The organism is Dyadobacter sp. CY356 (assembly GCF_021440195.1).
In the GTDB taxonomy this organism is placed as follows: Bacteria; Bacteroidota; Bacteroidia; order Cytophagales; family Spirosomataceae; genus Dyadobacter.
On sequence record NZ_JAJTSZ010000009.1, the window covers coordinates 201,758 to 224,910 of the forward strand.

Annotated in this window: 17 protein-coding genes; 12 read left to right on the top strand and 5 right to left on the bottom strand. The window is 41.0% G+C overall.

What is annotated here, in order from left to right; translation table 11 throughout:
• Positions 1–135: 135 nt before the first annotated feature.
• The 3 genes from LXL81_RS24745 to LXL81_RS24755 all read left to right on the top strand — a co-directional run bounded on the left by LXL81_RS24745 (position 136) and on the right by LXL81_RS24755 (position 5,985).
• Positions 136–1,287 carry an efflux RND transporter periplasmic adaptor subunit gene (locus LXL81_RS24745; protein ID WP_234649937.1) on the top strand — a complete coding sequence of 384 codons (1,152 nt, stop codon included), beginning with the start codon at positions 136–138 and terminating at the stop codon, positions 1,285–1,287.
• 29 nt (positions 1,288–1,316) lie between these two features.
• Positions 1,317–4,472 (top strand): efflux RND transporter permease subunit, encoded by a 3,156-nt coding sequence (locus tag LXL81_RS24750; protein WP_234649940.1) that lies wholly within the window; start codon positions 1,317–1,319, stop codon positions 4,470–4,472.
• A gap of 70 nt (positions 4,473–4,542) precedes the next feature.
• Positions 4,543–5,985: a TolC family protein gene (locus LXL81_RS24755; protein WP_234649942.1), complete on the top strand. Its 1,443-nt coding sequence runs from the start codon at positions 4,543–4,545 to the stop codon at positions 5,983–5,985.
• A gap of 552 nt (positions 5,986–6,537) precedes the next feature.
• Here the strand turns inward: LXL81_RS24755 and LXL81_RS24760 are convergent.
• Together LXL81_RS24760 and LXL81_RS24765 are read right to left on the bottom strand one after the other, a co-directional pair.
• Positions 6,538–8,661, bottom strand: a complete 2,124-nt coding sequence (locus LXL81_RS24760) for a carboxy terminal-processing peptidase (protein ID WP_234649944.1) — start codon at positions 8,659–8,661, stop codon at positions 6,538–6,540.
• Between the two features lie 18 nt (positions 8,662–8,679).
• Complete coding sequence (locus LXL81_RS24765; RefSeq protein ID WP_234649945.1) at positions 8,680–9,438, bottom strand: FKBP-type peptidyl-prolyl cis-trans isomerase; 759 nt, start codon at positions 9,436–9,438, stop codon at positions 8,680–8,682.
• A 288-nt stretch (positions 9,439–9,726) separates the two neighbouring features.
• On the opposite strand from LXL81_RS24765, the gene atpA reads away from it, so the two are divergent.
• The 7 genes from atpA to LXL81_RS24800 all read left to right on the top strand — a co-directional run bounded on the left by atpA (position 9,727) and on the right by LXL81_RS24800 (position 17,042).
• Positions 9,727–11,301 (top strand): F0F1 ATP synthase subunit alpha, encoded by a 1,575-nt coding sequence (atpA, locus tag LXL81_RS24770; RefSeq protein WP_234649946.1) that lies wholly within the window; start codon positions 9,727–9,729, stop codon positions 11,299–11,301.
• A gap of 87 nt (positions 11,302–11,388) precedes the next feature.
• Entirely contained in the window at positions 11,389–12,276 is an 888-nt protein-coding gene (atpG, locus tag LXL81_RS24775) for an ATP synthase F1 subunit gamma (RefSeq protein ID WP_234649948.1), read from the top strand.
• A gap of 354 nt (positions 12,277–12,630) precedes the next feature.
• Positions 12,631–13,368: an outer membrane lipoprotein-sorting protein gene (locus LXL81_RS24780; protein ID WP_234649950.1), complete on the top strand. Its 738-nt coding sequence runs from the start codon at positions 12,631–12,633 to the stop codon at positions 13,366–13,368.
• 146 nt (positions 13,369–13,514) lie between these two features.
• The gene (locus LXL81_RS24785; RefSeq protein ID WP_234649952.1) at positions 13,515–14,051 is read left to right on the top strand and encodes a YceI family protein; all 537 of its coding nucleotides are present in this window, start codon (positions 13,515–13,517) and stop codon (positions 14,049–14,051) included.
• Positions 14,052–14,268: 217 nt separating this feature from the next.
• A complete protein-coding gene (locus LXL81_RS24790; RefSeq protein WP_234649954.1) occupies positions 14,269–15,264 on the top strand; it encodes a mevalonate kinase in 996 nt (331 codons plus the stop codon).
• Between the two features lie 201 nt (positions 15,265–15,465).
• Positions 15,466–16,329, top strand: a complete 864-nt coding sequence (galU, locus tag LXL81_RS24795; RefSeq protein ID WP_234649956.1) for a UTP--glucose-1-phosphate uridylyltransferase GalU — start codon at positions 15,466–15,468, stop codon at positions 16,327–16,329.
• Between the two features lie 23 nt (positions 16,330–16,352).
• Positions 16,353–17,042, top strand: a complete 690-nt coding sequence (locus tag LXL81_RS24800; RefSeq protein WP_234649958.1) for an SDR family NAD(P)-dependent oxidoreductase — start codon at positions 16,353–16,355, stop codon at positions 17,040–17,042.
• 73 nt (positions 17,043–17,115) lie between these two features.
• Here the strand turns inward: LXL81_RS24800 and LXL81_RS24805 are convergent, their stop codons facing one another.
• On the bottom strand, positions 17,116–17,466 hold the full coding sequence (locus LXL81_RS24805; RefSeq protein ID WP_234649961.1) for a hypothetical protein: 351 nt from the start codon (positions 17,464–17,466) through the stop codon (positions 17,116–17,118).
• A gap of 110 nt (positions 17,467–17,576) precedes the next feature.
• Here LXL81_RS24805 and LXL81_RS24810 point away from each other — a divergent pair, with 110 nt between their 5' ends.
• Positions 17,577–19,928, top strand: coding sequence for a PDZ domain-containing protein (locus LXL81_RS24810; RefSeq protein WP_234649963.1), 2,352 nt, complete (start codon positions 17,577–17,579; stop codon positions 19,926–19,928).
• Positions 19,929–20,033: 105 nt separating this feature from the next.
• On the opposite strand, the gene LXL81_RS24815 is transcribed toward LXL81_RS24810, so the two are convergent.
• Both LXL81_RS24815 and LXL81_RS24820 read right to left on the bottom strand, forming a co-directional pair.
• Positions 20,034–21,323, bottom strand: a complete 1,290-nt coding sequence (locus LXL81_RS24815; RefSeq protein WP_234649965.1) for a hemolysin family protein — start codon at positions 21,321–21,323, stop codon at positions 20,034–20,036.
• Between the two features lie 150 nt (positions 21,324–21,473).
• Positions 21,474–21,719: a DUF1456 family protein gene (locus LXL81_RS24820; RefSeq protein WP_234649967.1), complete on the bottom strand. Its 246-nt coding sequence runs from the start codon at positions 21,717–21,719 to the stop codon at positions 21,474–21,476.
• A 104-nt stretch (positions 21,720–21,823) separates the two neighbouring features.
• Between LXL81_RS24820 and LXL81_RS24825 the strand changes: the two genes are divergently transcribed.
• Complete coding sequence (locus LXL81_RS24825) at positions 21,824–23,029, top strand: DUF763 domain-containing protein (RefSeq protein ID WP_234649969.1); 1,206 nt, start codon at positions 21,824–21,826, stop codon at positions 23,027–23,029.
• Positions 23,030–23,153 lie beyond the last annotated feature (124 nt).

The following is a 23,153-nucleotide window of genomic DNA, read 5'->3' on the forward strand; positions in this document are numbered from 1 at the left end:
TTTAGCGCGTATCTTTTTGATTCAGTTTATACTTATTGCCAGGGTCCTGTAAGCTTTACGGGCCGCGAGTCTGTGTGCTATATACCATCCCAAAATCCATACAAAATATTAATTTTAACCACTTAACAACTTATTATGAAAAATCACCATTTGGCAGTTCTGCTGGGCCTATGCCTGTTTACCGCCAGTTGTTCTACTCAAAGTAAGGATACTACTGAAAGCAAAGATTCGATTCCAACAATACCTGTTACAGAACTAAAAACGCAGAAAACAGAATTACACCGGGAGTATGTTAGTGATATTCATGCTGTGAAAAATGTAGAAATCTACGCTCGTGTTAAAGGATATCTTGAACAAGTATATGTTGATGAAGGAAAGGAAGTGAAGAAGGGACAAATACTTTTTCGTATCAATAGTGAGGAATATGCCGCAGAACTCGCCAAAGCAAATGCCAGTTTGCAAAGTGCCATAGCTGATGCAAAAGGGGCAGAACTGGAAATGGGCCGGGTAAAAATGCTGGTCGAAAAAAATGTAGTTTCCAAAACGGAACTTGACGTTGCCAAGGCTAAATATGCAGCCGTGACGGCAAGGATTGAAGAAGCGAAATCGATGAAATCAAATGCGGCCATTCTGCTTGCTCATACTCAGATTAAAGCTCCTTTCGACGGTATGATTGACAGACTTCCCTTTAAAATCGGCAGTTTGATCAATGAAGGAACATTATTGACTACCCTTTCGGATACTAAAAATGTTTTTGCATACTTCAATGTCTCTGAAAACGAATATCTGGAATATACAAAAGCAAAAGACGCGGCATCTAATCAAAATGCGATCGTAGAGCTCGAACTTGCAGACGGCTCTTTTTTCAAACATAAAGGAAAAATAGAAACAATGGAAGGAGCTTTCGATGAAGGAACCGGCTCTATTGCTTTCCGGGCACGTTTTCCAAATCCGGAAAAACTCTTGAAACATGGTTCAACCGGTACAATCAGATTGACAAATACCGTTGAAAACGCCCTTTTAATTCCTCAGAAAGCTGCTTTTGAAATTCAGGATAAAAGCTTTGTTTACGTTTTAGGAAAAGATAACAAAATAAAGACCAGAAGCTTCGTACCCAAATCGAGGCTTTCAGGATATTATATTGTAAAGTCAGGATTGGAGCCGGGAGAAACAATTATATATGAGGGACTTCAGGGATTGAAAGATGGCGTTACGATTAATCCAAAAATGATCACTCTGGACTCTGTTAAAACAGAAAAGAGCAACATCGAGCTTACAGCACGATAAAACCTAAATTCCCACCTGAATTTTAAATCATGTTTCAAAAATTTATAGAGCGACCGGTTCTGTCGCTGGTCATTTCCATTTTCATCATCCTGCTGGGGATTTTGGCTTTTATAGGACTACCCGTTTCTCAGTTCCCTGATATTGTCCCTCCTTCCGTTGTCGTAACTGCCACCTACACGGGTGCCAACTCGGAAGTTTGCGTAGATGCTGTCGCAGTTCCGCTGGAAAAAGCCATCAATGGGGTACCTGGTATGACGTACATGACCAGTGTATCAGGTAACGATGGTGTTACTACGATCACTATTTCATTTAATGTAGGTGTGGATCCCGATTTGGCTGCGGTGAACGTACAAAACCGTGTTCAAACAGTTATTGATGAACTTCCGGAAGAAGTAATCAAAGCTGGGGTTACCACCGAAAAAGAGGTGAACAGTATGCTTATGTATCTGGATATCATGAGCACAGACACAACTGTTGGTGAAGACTTTGTATACAACTTTGCTGATATCAACATCCTGAAAGAGTTAAAAAGAATCGACGGTGTGGGTCGCGCGCAAATTATGGGAAGTAAGGATTACTCCATGCGCGTGTGGCTGAAACCCGATCGGATGAATAACTACAACGTGTCGGCCGATGAAGTTGTGCAGGCAATACGCGATCAAAATGTGGTTGCCGCGCCTGGAAAAACAGGCGTAGCTTCCGGCCGCGAAACGCAGGTTTTGCAGTATGTTTTAAAGTATACCGGAAAATTATTCGAGCCTGTTCAATATGAAAATATTGTATTACGCTCCAATCCGGATGGTTCAATGTTGAAATTAAAGGACGTTGCTGACATTGAATTTGGAACACTGGAATACGATATGGCTTCCAAATCCAATGGAAAACCTTCGGCATCGATCATGATCAAACAGCGGCCGGGGTCGAATGCACAGGAGGTTATTAAAAATATCAAAAGCAAAGTAGCTGAATTGAAAGGCACAAGCTTTCCTCCCGGAATGGACTACTTTGTTTCCTATGACGTTTCGAGGTTTCTGGATGCATCCATACATGAGGTTGTTCGCACACTGATCGAAGCCTTTATTCTGGTAATTATTATTGTGTTTCTCTTTTTGCAGGATTGGCGTTCAACACTTATTCCCGCACTGGCTGTACCGGTTGCTTTGATCGGGACTTTTGCTTTTATGCAATTATTCGGATTCTCAATTAATCTACTGACGCTTTTTGCATTAGTTCTTGCCATTGGTATTGTGGTGGACAACGCCATTGTCGTCGTGGAAGCAGTTCATGCAAAAATGGCTGAAAAACATCTCGACGCAAAAGAAGCTACCATTGAATCAATGAAGGAAATGAGCGGTGCCATTATTGCGATCACGCTGGTCATGTCGGCCGTATTTGTACCGGTTGCATTTATGTCAGGACCCGTCGGCGTTTTTTACCGGCAATTTTCAATAACGCTGGCTATTTCAATTGTCATATCCGGAATTAACGCATTGACACTTACTCCTGCACTTTGTGCATTAATGCTTAAAAACACCCATGGCCAGCCCGCTAAGAACACACCACTCGACCGGTTTTTCAGAGGATTTAATAAGGGCTATGATCGTATTTCTAATAAATACAGGAAACTGCTATCGCGCATCGCCAGCCGGAGAATGATAACCGTAGGTCTTTTAGTGGCTTTTTGCATTGGTACCTACGGAATCAATAGCATATTACCAACCGGATTTATCCCAACAGAAGATCAGGGTGTGATTAATGTGAATGTAACAACGCCGGTTGCCGCTACTGTTGAAAGAACGGAAGCTGTACTGGATGAAATACAGAAAGTAGCAGAGTCCCTGGAACCTGTCGAGTCTGTATCTTCTCTTTCGGGTTATAGTTTGATTACGGAATCTGCCGGTTCATCTTACGGTATGGCCATGATCAACCTTAAAGCCTGGGACCAGCGAAAAGAATCAGTAAAAGATATCATCGCGGAAATGGAACGAAAAACGAAGCATATTACCGATGCAAACATACAGTTTTTCCCTCCCCCAACTGTTCCCGGATTTGGTAATTCCAGTGGATTTGAACTCCGTGTTCAGGACAGGACAGGCAGTGACGACCTTCAAAAAACAGCTGAAATAACGAATCAATTTGTGAAAGCATTGATGGATACACCGGAAATCTCCAGTGCATTCAGCAGTTTTGATGCCAGCTTCCCACAGTATATGATCCATGTAGATGCGGATATCGCTTCCAAAAAAGGAGTTTCTGTTGATGTGGCTATGAGCACACTCCAAACCCTGATCGGGAGTTTATATGCTTCCAACTTCATCCGGTTTGGACAAATGTATAAGGTAATGGTGCAGGCGGACCCGAGTTTTCGTAAGACCCCGGAGGACATTTTGAAATTGTATGTCAAAAATAATCGTGGTGAAATGGTTCCCTTTTCAACTTTCATACGATTAGAGCGGGTTTACGGACCAGAACTGCTGACGCGCTACAACATGTTTACATCCGCAATGATCAATGGCGATGCCGCGCCTGGATTTAGTAGCGGAGACGCCATCAAGGCTGTTGAACGTGTTGCAAAAGAAAAGCTCCCAAAAGGATTTTCGTATGAATGGTCAGGTATGACGCGGGAAGAAATTCTTTCAGGCAACCAGGCGATGTATATTTTCGGGATATGTCTGCTTTTCGTATATCTGCTTCTTGCTGCACAGTACGAAAGTTTCTTGCTTCCCCTTCCGGTAATACTTTCTTTACCAACCGGGATTTTCGGAGCATTTTTGGCATTGAAACTTCTTGGTCTGGAAAACAATATCTACGCTCAGGTTTCACTGGTAATGCTTATCGGACTTTTAGGGAAAAATGCGATCCTGATCGTTGAATACGCTATTCTCCGCCAGAAAGAAGGCAGAACTGTTTTCGAGGCGGCTCTGGAAGGAGCCACAGAAAGGTTACGTCCCATTTTGATGACTTCCTTTGCATTTATCGCTGGACTTATACCGCTTTGTATCGCTTCCGGTGCTGGTGCTTTGGGAAACCGGTCTATTGGTACGGCTGCCGCGGGAGGTATGCTGATCGGGACGTTATTTGGGGTAATTATTATTCCGGGACTTTACGTGCTCTTCGCAACGCTGGCACTTCCTAAAAAACCTTCGGCACCAAAAATTCAGCGGAAGGAAGTTCTGCTCCATTGATCCCGAAAACGCATCGGCAGTCATGAAATTTCGTCATGACTGCCCTATTTTCACTAACAGCATTTATTTGATGAAAACATATAAAAAAACTTATCAAACCCTTCTGGTTGCTACCTTGCTTTTCCTGGGCGGATGTAAAACAATGCAGCCCGTCCAACATGCCTCTTCCATTAAAACCCCACAAAATTTTGACGGTCAAACGGATTCAACGGGAATTGCTGCTATGCAGTGGAAGTCATTTTTTAAAGATCCCAACCTGATCGCTTTGATCGATACTGCCCTCCTGAATAATCCGGATCTGAAAATGGCGGTACAACGGATAGAGATGGCGAAATCCAATATTTTTCTGGCAAAAGGTGCTTTATTACCAGCTATCAGTGCCGAAGTTTCGGGAGGTGGCCGAAAGTTTGGAGACTACACGATGGACGGTGTCGGTAATTATGATACCAATTTTTCAGAAAATATCGACGCCGACAGAAGACTGCCCGCTCCCTTCCTGCCTGATTATTTTGTGGGATTCAGAAGTTCCTGGGAAATTGATATCTGGGGTAAATTACGAACGCAGAAAAAGGCTGCATATACCCGGTTTCTGGCTACTCAGGCAGGCAGAAATCTGGTTGTAACAAGTTTGATTGCGCAAGTTTCCAGACTTTATTATGAGCTTTTAGCGATGGATGCCGAGTTGGCAATTATTCAAAAGAACATCACTTTACAGCAATCGGCCGTTGAAAACATTAAAATACAAAAAGAAGGCGGAAGAGCGAATGAATTGGGCGTAAGACAATTTACAGCGCAGTTGCTTAATACGCAAAGTCTTGAAATACAAATTAACCAGCGCATTGTGGAAGCAGAAAATAATCTGAATTTTCTGTTAGGCCGTTTCCCTCAAAAAATTACTAGAAATGGAAGGCTTAACGAAAATTTACCTGAGCGCGTCCAGGCTGGAATTCCTTCAAAAATGCTGATCAGACGCCCGGATATACAACAGGCGGAATTTGAATTACTGGCAAACCACGCTGATTTACAGGCTGCGAGACTGGCATTCCTGCCATCCCTAAACATTACAGGTTTATTAGGTTTCAATGCCTTCAAAGGTTCATTGCTATTTAATCCCGGCTCGATTGCTTACAGTGCACTTGGTGGATTAGCTGCTCCAATCTTTAATCGGAAAGCATTGAAAGCTGGTCAAAAACGATTTGAAGCAGCAAGTGTAGAAGCATTATTCGCTTACAACAAAGCAATTTTGACAGGTTTTCAGGAAGTAAGTACAAGTTTAAAAAAGATTGAAAACACAAAAAAAATCTCTGAATTCAAGAAACAGGAAGTTGATGTTTTGCAGCTAGCGGTTGTAACATCCCGGGATCTTTTTACAACTGGTTATGCTACTTATCTTGAAATCATTGCAGCTCAGAAAAATGTATTGGAGGCTGAATTGGCATTAACAGAAGTACAAAAAGATCAGCATCTGGCTTTGGTGGATTTGTATCGGTCGCTTGGTGGTGGTTGGGAATAGAACTAGCTTTTCACCAATTTAAATCGGCCATGCCTACGGCATTTTATTACGATAAATTCCGTCCCGAATCCCCCGGGTTGAAACCCGGGGCTACAATGTCGGTCATGCCTATGGCATTTTCAAATATTTCATAATATCATTGATCCCGGGGTTGAAACCCCGCGCTACAATGCGGTCATGCCTATGGCATTTCAAATATTTCATAATATCATTGGTCCCGGGGATGAAACCCCGCGCTACAATGCGGTCATGCCTATGGCATTTTCAAATATTTCATAATATCATTGGTCCCGGGGTTGAAACCCCGCGCTACAATGCCGGTCATGCCTATGGCATTTCAATATCGAAAATGGCCAATTTAACTATATACCACAAAGATTTTTTATTAAACCTATTTGATCAAAAATCACGAAAAAATGCCGTAGACACGGCCGACATTGTAGCGCAGGGTTTTATCCCTGGGCGCTAGGATCGAGAATTCGATATTAAAACAAAAGAACACGGCCAGCATCCGCCAACCGTGTTCTTTCAATATAATCTATCTTCTAAAAATTACTTTTTCTTAGCCCCTGCCAAACTTGGTTCTTTCGAAATAACGATCAAATCAGCCAGCATACGACCGGTTTCGGTAATATATATATCCTTTTTCTTTTTAACTTCTTTAGTTGCCTCAGCTGTTTTTGGTTTTGCATCCGCTGAATCTTCGTCTTCATCATCAGACTCTTCACCAAGTTGTTTCATAGCAGCGCGTTTCTTTTCTGCTTCGTCACGTTCCACTTTACGTTTTGATTCTAAAAGAGAAACCACTTTATTTTCGCGCGCTTTTTTAAACTCATCCATCGTTTTCGCCAATGCTTTCAGCTCTTCATCAGATTTCAAACGGTGATTATGTTTATCACGAAGCTGGCTTACGATTTTCTCATTAATATCATTTGTCGCTTCATATTTTGAAGATGCGATCTGATCCCAAGGCAAAGCACTTGGCTGAGAACCTTCACCATATTCATTTACTTTGAAAGCAGTCGGCATTTCAAGATCAGGCATTACACCTTTCAACTGCGTGCTGCTTCCATTGATACGGTAGAATTTGGCAACAGTCAATTTAACCTGTCCTAACTGATCCGTTTCTTTTGGAACCCACTGATTAAGATCGATCAAAGTCTGAACCGTTCCTTTACCATAAGTTTGCTCACCGACGATAATGCCACGTTTGTAATCCTGAATAGCCGCTGCAAAAATCTCGGATGCCGAAGCACTGAAACGATTCACCATAACCGCCATTGGACCGTTATAAGCAACCGTAGGATCGTTATCAGACTGCACTTCAACTTCGCCCTGTCCTTCTTTTACCTGAACAACCGGCCCTCTGTTGATAAACAAACCTGTCAGAGAAACTGCTTCTGTTAAAGAACCACCACCATTGTTACGAAGGTCAATTACAATACCGTCCACATTTTCAGCCTGCAATTCAGTGATGATTTTTTGAACATCACGTGTTGTGCTTGAAAATTCCTTCTCTTTTTGCTGCGCTCCTTCAAAGTCACGGTAAAACAATGGCACATCGATCACCCCGATTTTGTAATCTTTGTTTCCACTATTCACAGAAACAATTTCCTTTTTAGCACGGGAATCTTCAAGTTTGATCTTTTCACGAACCAGTCTGATTTCCTTTGGAGGCGTACTTGAAAGTGCATCGGCGGAAAGAATCTGCAAACGAACAACTGTACCTTTTGGCCCTTTGATAAGTTTAACCGCATCATCCACAAACCAGCCTACCAAATCTACAAATTTACCATCATCACCCTGGGCAACGCCGATAATCTTATCTTCTTTTTTAAGCTGTTTTCCTTTAAAAGCTGGTCCGCCAGGAATTACTTCAACGATTTTGATATAATTATCTTCCTCACGAAGTAATGCTCCGATACCTTCAACCGACTGGCTCATTTCCTGTTTGAAACGGTCAGCAGATGTAGGCGCCATATAACTTGTATGCGGATCCAGAGATTCTGCATACGCATTCATAAACATTTGAAAAACCTGCTCCGTACGAATACGGCTCAAACCACGGTCACGGTTTTTATAACGGTCACTCATTGTTTTCACGACAGATGAATCCGCCTTTCCTGCAAGTTTCAAATCAAGTGCTTCACTTTTCAGATACTTTCTCCAGGTATCATTCAACTCGTCATTTGACTTAGCCCATGCCACTTTTTCACGATCCGTGTTCAGTGATTCATCGACAGTATAATCAAACGGTTTTGGCGTTTTCAAAAGCGTCTGAATATATTCGCTTCTTTCCTGATAACGCTTTCTGAAAAGGTTATACATGTTGAAAGGAACGTCCAGTTCGCGCTTCTGTAAAAAGTCGTCGAAGGAAAATCTGTACTTTTCAAATTCCGCCATATCCGAAGCAAGAAAGTACAAACGACCGTGGTCGATACCATCAATGTATTTGTCAAAAATCGCTGACGATAACGAGTCGTTAAGTTTCGTTTTACGATAGTGATAATTTGATAGAATCCGCGTCGAAAGCTCTTCCGCCTTATACTGAGCTGCTGTCGGCTTTATATCTTCCGCCAGTGATGTTTCCGTAGTAACGACTGCATTTTGCTGTACGGGACCTCGCTGCCAGCCAAGTAATACAACAGGAATAAGAGTGATCAGGTATTTTTTCATTCGTCGAATTTTTGTTAACTATTTAACAATTTCTAATAATTCAACTTCAAAAACTAAAGCTGAATAAGCTGGAATCTGAGGACCTGCTGCACGTTCACCATAAGCCAACTGGTATGGAATATACAATTTCCATTTTGAGCCAACCGGCATAAGCTGCAATGCTTCTGTCCAACCTTTTATTACACCATTTACCGGAAACTCAACCGGCTCACCTCGGTCAACAGAACTGTCAAAAACTGTTCCATTGGTTAAAGTACCATGATAATGCGTTTTTACTTTATCCGTTGCAGAAGGCTTCGGGCCATCGCCCATTTTAATGACAGAATACTGCAAACCACTCTCCGTTGTTGTTACACCCGCCTTTTTCTTGTTTTCTTCCAAAAACTTTTCTCCTTCTACTTTCACGACTGCTCCTTTTGATTCCATCATTTTCTGAAAATATTCTCCAATAAATTTATTCGCTTCTTCTGATGAAAAAACTGTTTTTTCACCTTTAAGTGCTGCTGTAATGGTTTTTGTCAGGATATCGGTATTGATATCACTGATTCCCTGAGATGACAATGAATTAGAAAAACTGACACCGATAGCCGCCGATAGCGAATCCAGCTTATTCCTGAGTACATTTGATGATGGTGCTGCCTTTGCTGCTGTAACCGTAGTCTTTTTTGTTGTGGCCGCTGGTTTGGTAGCTCTTTTGGGTGCTTGTGCAAATCCCTGGGAAGCTGCTAAACCGATACATAAAACTGAGGCTAAAATGGTTTTTTCTAATTTGTACATTCTACTTAAGGATGGTCTGAAAATTAAATTTTTGATTTGTAATTGTTATTAACGAACTCAATTACAACAAAAACACAATTAGTACCTAAAAAAGTTTTAAAAACCTTATAAATGCCTGAATTTCCATATTTTTGCACCGCTATAATAGCGTAGTAAAGTAAACTTGGAAAAATCTAATTTTTATGGCGTAGTTTTTTAGGTGAAGTATTCTTTATTTAAAGAATTAACCATACCTTTGCGGCTGATTTCAAAAACTTACTACTATACTCTAAATAAGTCAATTATACTATGGTATCTGTTAGACCGGACGAAGTTTCGGCCATCCTGCGCGAACAACTTGCAGGCGCTAAATCTGAGGCTGAACTCGAAGAAGTAGGAACCGTCCTTCAGGTAGGTGACGGTGTTGCCCGCATTTATGGCCTGTCTCAGGTTCAGGCGGGTGAGCTGCTCGTTTTCGAGAATGGCCTTAAAGCCCTCGCGTTGAATCTCGAGGAAGATAACGTTGGAGCCGTTTTGCTTGGTGATTCAAGTGAGATCAAAGAAGGCGACACGGTGAAGCGTACCAAAGAGATCGCTTCGGTAAAAGTTGGTGAAGGTATTGTAGGCCGTGTTGTTAACACACTAGCTGAACCAATCGACGGAATGGGCCCGATTCAGGGTGAAACATTCGAAATGCCATTAGAGCGTAAAGCTCCGGGGGTAATTTTCCGTCAGCCCGTAACCGAACCTCTTCAGACTGGTATCAAAGCAATCGATGCGATGATTCCTATCGGACGCGGACAACGTGAGTTGATTATCGGTGACCGCCAGACTGGAAAGACTGCTGTTGCTATTGATACTATCATCAATCAAAGAGAATATTTCGATAAAGGCGAACCTGTATTTTGTATCTACGTTGCTTGCGGCCAGAAGGCTTCAACCATCAAAGGTATCGAAGCAACACTTCGCCGTTATGGTGCAATGGACTATACGGTAATCGTAGCAGCTGGTGCATCGGATCCTTCACCTATGCAATTCTATGCTCCTTTTACGGGTGCTGCCATCGGTGAATATTTCCGTGATACCGGTCGTCCTGCGCTTATCGTTTATGATGACCTTTCAAAACAAGCGGTTTCTTACCGTGAGGTTTCCCTGCTGCTTCGTCGCCCTCCGGGACGTGAGGCTTATCCGGGTGACGTATTTTATCTTCACAGCCGTCTTTTGGAAAGAGCTGCGAAGATCATCAATGATGACAGCATTGCAGCAAACATGAATGACCTTCCTCCTTCTCTTAAAGGAAAAGTTAAAGGTGGTGGTTCATTAACTGCACTTCCGATCATTGAAACACAGGCTGGTGACGTTTCTGCCTATATCCCAACGAACGTAATTTCTATTACGGACGGACAGATATTCCTTGAATCTAACTTGTTCAACTCGGGTATCCGTCCTGCGATCAACGTAGGTATTTCGGTATCACGTGTGGGTGGTAACGCTCAGATCAAGTCGATGAAAAAGGTATCAGGAACGTTGAAACTTGACCAGGCTCAATTCCGTGAGTTGGAAGCTTTTGCAAAATTCGGTTCGGATCTTGATGCTTCTACCAAACTTGCGATTGACCGTGGACGCCGTAACCAGGAAGTATTGAAACAACCTCAATATGCTCCGGTACCGGTTGAACAACAAGTTGCAACAGTTTATGCATCTACAAAAGGATTATTAGACAGAGTTCCTGTTGAAAAAGTAAAAGAATTCGATAAAGAATTCCTTACGATTCTTTCTGCGCAATACAGCGAAACACTTGCAGCACTTCGTGCAGGCAAGCTTGATAACAGCTTAACTGATGTTATTGACAAAGTAGCGAAAGAACTTTCAGCTAAATATTAACAGAGAAACTTTAAGTCAGGAACCGGAAAACTTTCGGATTCCTGACTTCTTGATTACCTCAGGCGGACCGCATTTAATTTCCCTAAGATGGCAAGCTTAAAAGAAGTACGTAACCGGATCGTTTCGGTTAATTCAACCCAGCAGATAACCAAAGCCATGAAAATGGTGGCAGCTGCAAAATTGCGCAGAGCTCAGGACAATATCATGCAAATGCGTCCTTATGCCCAGAAATTGGGACAAATGCTTTCGACAGTATCAGCAGGTTCTGAAAGTTCAGTGGAAAGCCCATTGAAAACAGTTCGTTTTGCTGAAAAAATATTGATCGTCGTTGTAACTTCCGATCGTGGATTGTGCGGTGCTTTCAATACAAATATTATTAAAGCTACACTGGCGCTGATTGAAGGAAAATATTCGGTACAGGCCAGCAAAGGAAATGTTGAGATTTTTGCGATCGGTAAAAAGGGTGCAGAAGCATTTGTGCGCAGAGGTTTTACTGTGAATACAACTTACACCGATTTATTTACAAGACTTAAATTTGTCAATGTAAAAGAAGCAGCAGAAAAAATCATGAAGGACTTTTCGGAAGGCCGTTATGATGTGGTTGACCTGGTTTATAACGAGTTCAAAAACGTTGCTACGCAAATCATACATACAGATCCATATTTACCAATCGTTGCGGATACGACTACACAGAAAGTAAAAGCACCGGAAGTTAATTATATATTTGAACCAAACGAGGAAGAAATTCTTGCTGAATTGATTCCAAAATCGTTGAAAATTATGTTGTACCGTGCCGTTCTTGAATCAAATGCTTCGGAACAAGGTGCCCGTATGACGGCGATGGATAAAGCAACTGAAAATGCTCAGGAACTTTTGAAAGAACTTAAATTGGTTTACAACAGAACACGTCAGGCTGCTATTACAACGGAAATTCTTGAAATCGTTGGTGGTGCTGAAGCGTTAAAAGGTGCATAATTAGTTTTAAGAACTTATATATTTTGGCGAGCGGACCACCTTTGTGGTTCGTTCGTTTTTTTATGCCCGGTCTGAATAATTATTTTCCCTGAACAATCTTTTTGTATCCGTCCGACTGATAATTTTTTATGCAAAGTTTGAATAAGGGTATCCCGGCTGAACCGTTTTTTAATATCCGTCCGACGGCAAAAAAGCCGTCGGACGGAACGAGCGACCCGTCGGACGCCTTTTTCTGCCGTCCGACGGGTAATAAAAATTAATTCACTCAGCAGCAATAATATCCACTCCTCCTCAATCCAATTCACAATTAGATTATTATTCCCTAGTTTTACACTTTATCAAAACAAACTCCACATGCTCAAAAAAACCTGTTTTAAGTCGCTTTTACTTTTAGTCCTTTCTGGAATATTTTCTTCTGCATTTGCGCAAAAAACACTGGATGAAATTGTTGCTTTGCACCTAACCGCCATGGGCGGTACAGAAAAATTGTCGAAACTGAAAAGTGTTAAAATCACCGCAGAAATGGATGTGATGAAAATGCAGATTCCTGTTACTACGACCATCGTTCAGGACCGCGGTTTTCGTAGTGAGACCGTTGTTCAAGGATCAACCATTACCCAGGTTATTGATAATAACACCGGCTGGTCAATTAATCCAATGGCAGGGCAAACAAAAGCCACACCACTTCCTGATGAAGTAGTAAAATCGCTTTCTGCGGAAACTGATCTGACCGGTTTGTATAATTACAAGGAAAAAGGCCAGACGCTAACATTAGATGGTGAAGAAGATCTTGGAGGTGCCAAAGTTTATAAGGTGACACAAAACCTGAAAAATGGCTCAAAACGCACCAACTACATTTCTCAGGATACTTACTATATTTTAAAAGTGGTAGCGTCAGTGACCGTTCAGGGACAGCAAATCCAATCCAAAAATACGCAGTCGGATTTCAGACAGATTGATGGCATCACTTATCCGTTTACATCAGAGGTAGAAACTTCTGCTATGCCGGGTGCGACGATGGCTATGAAAATTAAAACGTTAGAAGTCAACCCAAAAATTGATGAAGCGATTTTTGTTATGCCAAAAGAATAAAAGAAAGTAAATATCTGTTTATCAATACTTTAATTCTCAATCCAAAAAGATTGAGAATTTTTTTTGCACAATGTTAAACTTTTTGCGACATTTACATGTATATACATTAAATGTAGAAACATATTAATTTAAAACGATCATAGATTATGTCAACTAAAACATCATGGGTTATTGACCCAACGCATTCAGAAATTCAGTTCAAAGTAAAACACCTTGTCATTTCAACCGTAACAGGTTCATTCAAAACTTTTGAAGGTTCTGTTGAAACAGATGGTGACGATTTGACCACAGCAAATGTTCAGTTTTCTGCTGATGTAGCCAGTATCGATACCAACCAGACACAACGTGATGAGCACCTTCGTTCAGGTGACTTCTTTGACGCTGAAAACTATCCAAAGCTGACTTTCGCTTCAACCGGTTTAGAAAAAACGGGTGAAGATACTTATAAATTAAAAGGCGATCTGACCATTAAAGGCACAACCAAATCAGTAGTTCTTGATGCAGAATATGGTGGAGCAATGACTGATTTTTATGGTCAAAGCAAAGCAGGATTTGAAATCAACGGTAAAATCAGCCGTAAAGAATTTGGACTTACATGGAGCGCAACAACAGAAGCGGGTGGCGTAGTGGTAGGTGATGAAATTAAACTGGCAATCAATATCCAATTGATTAAACAAGCATAATTTCCGGAATCAAAAGTTCGAGTGGACAGAAAGAAGTAAGTATAAACTTCTCTTTGTCCACTTTTTTTGTTTGCAATTGGTTATAATTACAAAATTTATCAATCATAAAAAGCGTAATATTTTTCGAACTAGATACTTTTGGCCTGAATATAATTTAAGGGACAAATGTTAAGAGTGTCGTCAATTAGTTACTATTTTTGACAAAAAAAGACTCACTTTGATCATTGAAACGCGCGCTTACGCCCGGGCCGGGCTGCTGGGAAATCCTTCAGATGGTTTTTTTGGAAAAACAATATCAATTTCTGTCCGGAACTTCGGTGCATCTATTTCATTATACGAATCTCCTGAACTGCATATAGAGCCGGAGCCACAGGATGGCAGCACTTTCCGGAGCATTTTCCATTTGCGGGAATCTGTCAGCATGTTGGGTTACAACGGCGGTATTCCGCTTATTAAAGCAGGAATAAAGAAATTTGCTGATTACTGCGAAGACAATAACATCAAATTACCAAACCGCAATTTCACGGTCAGGTATCGCTCGTCGATTCCCCGGCAGGTTGGTATGTCCGGATCGAGCGCCATTGTCGTTGCACTGTTTCGTGCATTGATGCAGTTTTACAAAGTCGAAATTCCAATTGAAATACTCCCGCAGCTCGTGATGGTTTCTGAAACAGAGGAACTCGGCATTGCAGCCGGCTTGCAGGACCGCGTCATCCAATGTTACGAAGGGTGTGTTTACATGGATTTTGACAAAACCCTGATTGAAAAACAGGGTCATGGACTCTATGAAAGGATAGATCCCGCTTTACTTCCGAAGCTATATGTTGCGTACAATACAAATCTGAGCAAGGTTTCAGGGAAAGTCCACAGCGATGTACGGGCCAGATTTGATCGCGGCGAACAGGATGTAATTGACGTCCTGGGACAAATAGGCCAGAAAGCAAAAGATGGATTTACGGCATTACAAGAAGGAAGACCCGATGATCTGCATGAATTAATGAATGAAAATTTCAATCTTCGCTGCAAAATTTATAATGTACCGGAATCTAACAAAAGATTGATCAACGCAGCCAGAGAATGCGGAGCGTCCGCAAAATTTGCAGGTTCGGGAGGAACAATCATCGGAATTTATAAGGATGACGATATGCTTAACCAGCTTTTTGTCAAACTAAAAAAACATAACGCGAGAGTTATTAAGCCATTTGTTATCTGAGCTGTTGGCTATTAGCGATTGGCTTTTAGCTAAATTGCCCGAACCAACGTTTTGTAAAATAGAACTTATTTTTATTAAAAGATTAGTTAATCACGCACTAACACCTAACCACAACAGCTAAAACCTAAAAATAACTTATACGCGAAAAGTTGCTAGTCCCGCACTAACGCCCAACCGCTAATAGCTAAAACCTAAAAATATATGATTCGTAAAGCTGTAATTCCTGCCGCCGGACTTGGGACCCGATTTTTACCGGCAACTAAATCGATGCCTAAGGAAATGTTACCTATTATTGACATTCCTACCATTCAATACGTTGTACAAGAGGCTGTTGATTCTGGAATTGAAGATATTCTAATTATTTCCGGCAAAGGAAAACGCGCCATAGAAGATCATTTTGACAGAAATGTTGAACTTGAATCACGTCTGGAAGAAAAAGAAGATATGATCTGGTTCAATGAAATGCGTCGTTTGGCCGATATGGCGAATGTTCATTTTGTGCGTCAGAAAGAAGCGAATGGTTTGGGTGACGCCATTTATTATGCTCGGCATCATGTTGGTAATGAACCATTTGCAGTTTTATTAGGCGATACGATCATGGATTCTGTTATTCCTGTTACACAGCAATTGATGGATACTTATGAACAATATGGCGGCTCCGTGATCGCGGTGGAACAGGTTCCTGCTAATAAAGTAAATCGTTATGGTATTGTTGGTGGAAATTCTTTGAGTGATACTATTTTGGAGTTGACTACTTTGGTAGAGAAACCTGCCATTGAACTTGCTCCCTCCAATCTGGCCATTGCCGGGCGTTACATTTTGACACCGGAAATTTTCAATACCATTGAACAAACGCCAAAAGGTAAAAACAACGAAATTCAGTTAACGGATTCGTTATTGCTTCTTTTGAAACGTGAGAATATTTACGCACATCACATTGAAGGAAAACGCCACGACATCGGCGATAAGCTTGATTATCTTAAAACGACCGTTGAATTTGCTTTGAAAAGAAAAGAATTTGCAGAGCCTTTCAGAAAATTCCTGATTGATCTTTTAAATAAGTAGTTTCCGTTAAACTGGATAAGCATATGGCCAAAAATATAATTATAAGCGGTGCATCAGGTGGTTTGGGAAGGGACGTGGTCAAAAAACTTTCTGACCTTGGCAATCATTTATACGTAACATTTGGATCAAAAAATACCGACACTTTTTCCGGATTTGAAAATGTGACCGGGCAGGTTGTTGATCTGACGAATAATGACGAGTCTGTAAATTTTATTGACACCACATTAGAAAAAGCAAAGACTATTCAGGCCGGGATTTTCCTTGTAGGTGCTTATGCACCCGGAGGCTTAGACAAAACGGATGACGCATTGCTGGCAAAAATGTTCAACCTTAACTTTTTTACTGCTTTCCATCTGGTAAAGCCCTTAATGGAACATTTTAAAGCAAATGGTGGCGGACAATTTATTTTTGTTGGTGCAAGGCCAGCTTTGGAAGCTGACCAGGGAAAGGGAAATTTTGCTTACGCACTTTCCAAATCACTGGTCTTTAAAATGGCTGAGTTTATAAATGCCGAAGGGAAAGCGGATAATATCACCGCTACGGTTATTGTCCCAAGCACCATTGATACGCCCACAAATCGTGAAGCAATGCCGGATGCGGATTTTACCAAATGGATTTCAGCTTCCGATATCGCAGAAAGCATTGCGTTTATATTGACGGACAGCGGGCAGAAGCTCAGGGAAACGGTTTTCAAAATATACAATAACAGCTGAAAACTGAATAGAAAAACTCAAGAAAAAAGTCCGCAAGCTATCCAGCTTGCGGACTTTTTTCATTATGACGAAACTAATTTTTCTTCTTTTTGCTCTTTGTTTTAGGATCAGTATCCGCGTTTGGATCTTTTGATTTTTCAGTTGTTCTGATGACCTCGGCCGGTACTGAAATTTCTCCTGTTTTGTTAATCCTGATTGAACCATTCGAATTTATCTGATTGGATACAGGTGCTTTTCCGCCAGGAAACTCATGAATTCCTTCTTTATTTGTTGGAAAGCCGTAGTCAACCATTTCAGAAAATTTCGGTTTGATCTGCGCTTTTACAAAAACAACTTCCGAGGACTTTTTTGTTTGTCCGGAAGCAGTTTGAACGACCAATCCCGTGACAAAAATTCCGATCAAAATTTTGGAATAAAATTTCACAACAGTGAAGTTTAAAGAATGAAAATAGCTTATAACAGGTAGATTGAGAAGAAAAAACCCTTAAACTGAAAAGGTAACGACAGAATAAAACTCACATCAACGTTGACAATATGCAAATTAGCTATTTTTACAAAATTCTTATTTGTTTTCAATTTATCAGCTTTCAGTTATTATCTCAAAATAACATTTACGTTTCCCCTGATGGAAATGATGCAGACAATGGCACAATCCAGTCGCCGCTAAAAACTCCTGCTGCCGCCATAAACAGTATTGATAAATCAAAACAAAAGCATATTGCAATTTATATACGAAAAGGAATTTATAATCTTGATCAGACTTTATTGCTTACTCAGGATAAGCTGAATGGTAAATCGGTATTGATTGAGGCTTATAAAAATGAAAAAGTAGTATTTAGTGCCGGTCGTAAGGTAATTCCAAAATGGGAAAAACATACAAATACAATTTGGAAAACAAAAGTTGAAGGCTCTGCTTTTGAAAGTCTTTTTATTAACGAAAACCCACAAATCCTCGCCCGTTATCCAAATTATGATTCAACAGCCAGAGTATTCAATGGCAGCGCTGAAGACGTACTTTCACCTGAAAGAATAGCAAAATGGAAAAATCCGGTCGGTGGATATTTTCACGCTTTGCATCAGGGAGAATGGGGAAGTTTTCATTATCGTATCAAAGAAATAAAAGACGGAAAACCGGATCTGGAAGGTGGCTGGCAAAATAATCGTCCGGCTCCTTTACATCTTAAATATCGTTTTGCGGAAAATATCTACGAAGAACTGGATGCCCCCGGCGAATGGTTTTATGACAAAACTTCTAAAATTTTATTTGTTTATCCACGCACCGGAATTGATCTTACTACCGCAGCTATTGAAATTTCTAATCTGAAACATATTGTTGAAATAAAAGGGACACCAGAGAAACCCATTCATAATGTAACGATAAAAGGTATTCGTTTCGAGCATACAGAGCGGACGATCATGGATCATTACGAACCGTTATTGCGCAGTGACTGGATGATATATCGGGGCGGGGCCCTATTGATGGAAAATACAGAAAACTGCGTGATTGAAGATTCTGAATTTGCCAATCTTGGTGGAAATGCAGTAATGATCAGCGGGCATAACCACGCTTCCGGCGTGACAGGCTCTCATTTTCATGATATCGGATCCAGCGCCATTTGTTTTGTTGGTGATAGTTCAGCGGTTCGTTCGGCTGCATTTGGCTATGATAATTTCATTTCATACATTAAAATGGATAAAACGCCGGGACCAAAAAATAACCGGTATCCGTCCAATTGTTTCGCTGAAAATAATCTTATCCATAACATAGGCCAGATTGAAAAGCAGTCGACGGCGGTACAAATTGAAATGGCTTCCGAAATTCTGGTCAGGCATAATACCATTTATCGCGTTCCGCGAGCTGGAATAAATATTGGTGACGGTTGCTGGGGCGGACATTTGATTGAAAACAATGACGTTTTTGAAACGGTGCTGGAGACGGGCGATCACGGCGCATTAAATTCCTGGGGGCGCGATCGTTTCTGGCATCCGAACCGGAAAGTTATGGATAGCCTGGTGGCAGCACATCCTGAATTGATTTTACTGGACGCTCAAAAACCAGTTGTAATACGCAACAATCGTTTCCGTTGCGATCATGGCTGGGATATTGATCTGGACGACGGCAGCAGTAATTATCACATTTATAACAATGTTTGTCTGAGTGGCGGATTGAAATTCCGAGAAGGCTTCAAGCGGATTGCTGAAAACAATATCCTGATCAATAATTCATTCCACCCGCATGTCTGGTTTAAAAACAGCGGTGATATTTTCCGGCATAACATTGTCATGCGACCCTATTTCCCCATTATGGTCAGTGATTGGGGACAAGAAGTTGATCATAATCTTTTTCCTGACGCAGTTGCTCTAAAAAGTGCACAAGCCTTTGGTATAGATAAAAACAGCCGTTTTGGAGATGCTGAATTTGTTGATGCACCAAATGGAAATTACCAGGTTAAAACTTCAGGTCCTGCCACAAGTATCGGTTTTAAAAACTTTCCAATGGATAATTTTGGGGTAACAAAAGAAAGTCTCAAAGCAATTTCTGAAAAAGTAAAATTACCGGTTTTGCTTAATGCCTCACTCGAAAAGGAATTGCAGGAAACAATCTGGCTGGGAGCGAAAATCAGAAATGTACAAGGTTTGGGAGATCGTTCCGCTTTTGGCTTGCCGGATGAAAAAGGAGTTATTCTGGTAGAAATTCCATCAACAAGTATTTTGACAAAAAGTAAATTACAAGCAGGTGATGTGATCAGAACGGCCAACAAGGAAGCGGCTGATAATGTAGTCAGGCTTGAAGCGATTCGTCAGCAATACAACTGGACTGGAAATATGGAGGTTGAGATTTTGAGAAATCAAAAACCATTAATCATTAAAATTGATTTGAAATAGCCAGCTCGTTAGAGTTTCCTGTTTATAGAAATCCATGTTTGAAAAGATAACCAGGCTCCTTCGGAGCCTCCTAATTTCCTTAATGTTTTAATTATCAACAACTTCCTATTCTTCCAAAGCTGTTATCTGAACCAATGAAATGGTACTCCGCTGTTTTTTCAACACAACAAATTCATAATCTTTCGTCCGGACTTTTTCTCCGATTGAAGGTATTCTGTTGAATTTGGAAATCAGGAAACCAGCCAATGTTTCATAATCACCTTCACGTGAAATATCGTTTGGCAAGTGCTCATTAATATCGCTGATGGAAGCAGAACCAAGTACCAGATAATTCCCGTTTTCACTTTTTACAATCGGTGTTTCATTGTCATATTCATCCTGAATTTCACCAACCAGCTCTTCCAGAATATCTTCCATCGTTACAATACCTTCAACACCCCCATACTCATTAACTATCACAGCCATTTGCTGACGGCTTAATTGAAAATCACGTAAAATGGCGCCGATTGGCTTAGATTCGGGAACCATTGATATAGGCCTCACCAACTCAGAAAGAACTATTTCATTCCCTTTCCGCATTTTCATTAACAAATCTTTCAAATGCAGCACACCGATGATCTGATCCAGTGAATCCTCAAAAACCGGAATCCGGGAATATCCTTCTTCGATTACTTTTTCAAGATCTGCCTCCGTAAAATCGTTGATATCCACACCCACAACTTTCGTACGCGGAATCATCACTTGCCGGGCAATACGCTCAGAAAAATTAAACGCATTTTTGATCAGGTCATAATCCGCTGCTTCTATCATACCACTATCTTTCTGCTGCTGCACAAGATACCGTAATTCATCACTGCTATGCACTTCGCTTCCATGCGTGGGTGTGATACCCAAAAGCCCCAGAATGAAATTGGCAATACCATTCAGAATCCAGACGATCGGGCGGAAAACAAGGAAAAATGCGTGTAAAGGATAAGATAAAAATAATGTTGTTGCTTCCGGACGCTGAATTGCGATGGATTTTGGTGCAAGCTCTCCGAAAACAATATGCAAAACAGTAATAATGGCAAAGGCGGCCGGTAGTGCAATTTGATGCGCTAAAATCGGATCCAGTGTGATACCGATCAGCTCCATGCCTCCAATCAAAATTTTTGAAACAACGGGCTCCCCGATCCAACCTAAACCCAAACTTGCCAGTGTTATCCCAAATTGTGTGGCAGCCAGATATCCATCCAGATTGGAGACAATCTTTTTAGACAGAATCGCCATTTTATTACCTTCCTGTGCTTTTTGTTCCAGTTGGGAAGCTCTGATTTTAACAATAGCAAATTCGGCAGCTACGAAAAAACCATTCAGAAGTACAAGAACAAGGGTAATAATTACCTGAATTAACATTATTTATTTTTTAAGTGATTTGGCTTTAAAATGCAATGGTGAACGGGATTAATATATTTAGTTAAACCCGGTTATCTCAAAGATAAAAAAATTGAAAAGATCAAAAGCTTTTTGTTTGATGACTGGTCAAATTAACCAGTTTTTTGCGCCTTAGGCCTCATCACGAACTTTTCCGTCTTCTGCCGGCCCGCGCATATGAATGATCAAACCATTCAGGAAATTCCTCAAAAGCTGGTCACCACAAGGCTTATAATTTTCGTGCCCTTCCTTACGAAATAAAGCGCCAAGCTCACTTGCTGTGACTTTAAAATCTACAAGCGCAAGTATTTGAATTATTTCATCATTTCTTAAATGAAGCGCCACACGTAATTTTTTAAGAATATCGTTATTAGTCATCTTGTTGGGTTTTTCTTTAATTAATAATATCTGCAAATATCGCCCATGTTTTGCTCTTGTCTTTCTTAAAATGAAAAAAACTGAATTTTGAGTAACTTACAGCTATGAAAAGTGGACACGCGGATTTGCCTTTGCATTATGGAAGAGTGCCGGAATGGCTGGCTCAGCGTATGAGCTTGTTTGGCGGAGCCATTGTCGAATCCATCGTGATCGAATATGGAAGGGATGTTTTATTGCAAAAAATGAGTGATCCTTTCTGGTTTCAATCATTGGGTTGTGTGTTGGGTATGGATTGGCATTCATCCGGGATTACTACTTCGGTTATGGGTGCTTTGAAACGCTCCGTCAATAAAAGATCTGCGGATCTTGGAATTTATATTTGTGGAGGACGTGGTAAACAATCCAGACAAACGCCAACCGAACTTCTGGCCATAGCTGACAAAACCGGTCTGGATGGAAATCTTCTGGTATATAACAGCCGTCTTTCTGCCAAGGTTGATAATACCGCTATTCAGGATGGATTTCAGCTTTATCTGCATTCCTTTATTTTATCAAAAGAAGGAAATTGGGCCGTGGTTCAGCAGGGAATGAATACGGATGAAAAAATGGCGAGGCGCTATCATTGGCATTCTCCAAGTATTACATCTTTTATCGAAGAACCCCATACTTCTATCTACGGTAAGAATCAGGGACAAATATTAAATCTCACAGATAAAGCCGCAGCTCCTACCCGATCAGGAATTTTGGAATTAACGACCGAAAATCCGGATAAGATCATGCGTGAAATGCGTAAACTGATCATGCCGGACCATCACGACGTGCGCGCCGAAGATATAAATTTGAAACGACTGGGATCAGTATTGGCTTTGGCGCATGACAATCCGGTTCAAAATATGGAATCGCTGCTTTTGCTGGAAGGCGTTGGTCCAAGAACCATTCAGTCGCTAACATTGGTAAGTGAAATCATTCACGGCACACCTTCAAGATTTTCTGATCCTGCCAGATTTTCTTTTGCACATGGCGGAAAAGACGGACATCCATTTCCGGTACCCATCACGATCTATGATGAATCGATCCAGATTCTGGACAAAGCCGTTCAAAAGGCAAGATTGGGAGACAATGATAAATCCGAAGCACTGAAAAACCTTTCAAAAGTTGCAGCGCAACTTGAAAAAGATTTTCAACCCAACAACCGCTTCGATGATCTTATACAGGAAGAGCGTAACAATTCATGGAAATACGAAGGCCGGACCGTCATGGGCAAAGCAAAAAAGCCAAAAGGAAACAACGGACAGCTGGAATTATTTTAACAACTCTAAAACTCGCCTTCCATTAAAAAGTAAAATTCTGCCCGTTTACAGGAAGTTTGGCAATGTCACTGGCTGTTACCGAAGTTGCAGCTCATAAGTTTCTCTGCATTTTTTAAACCTGAGC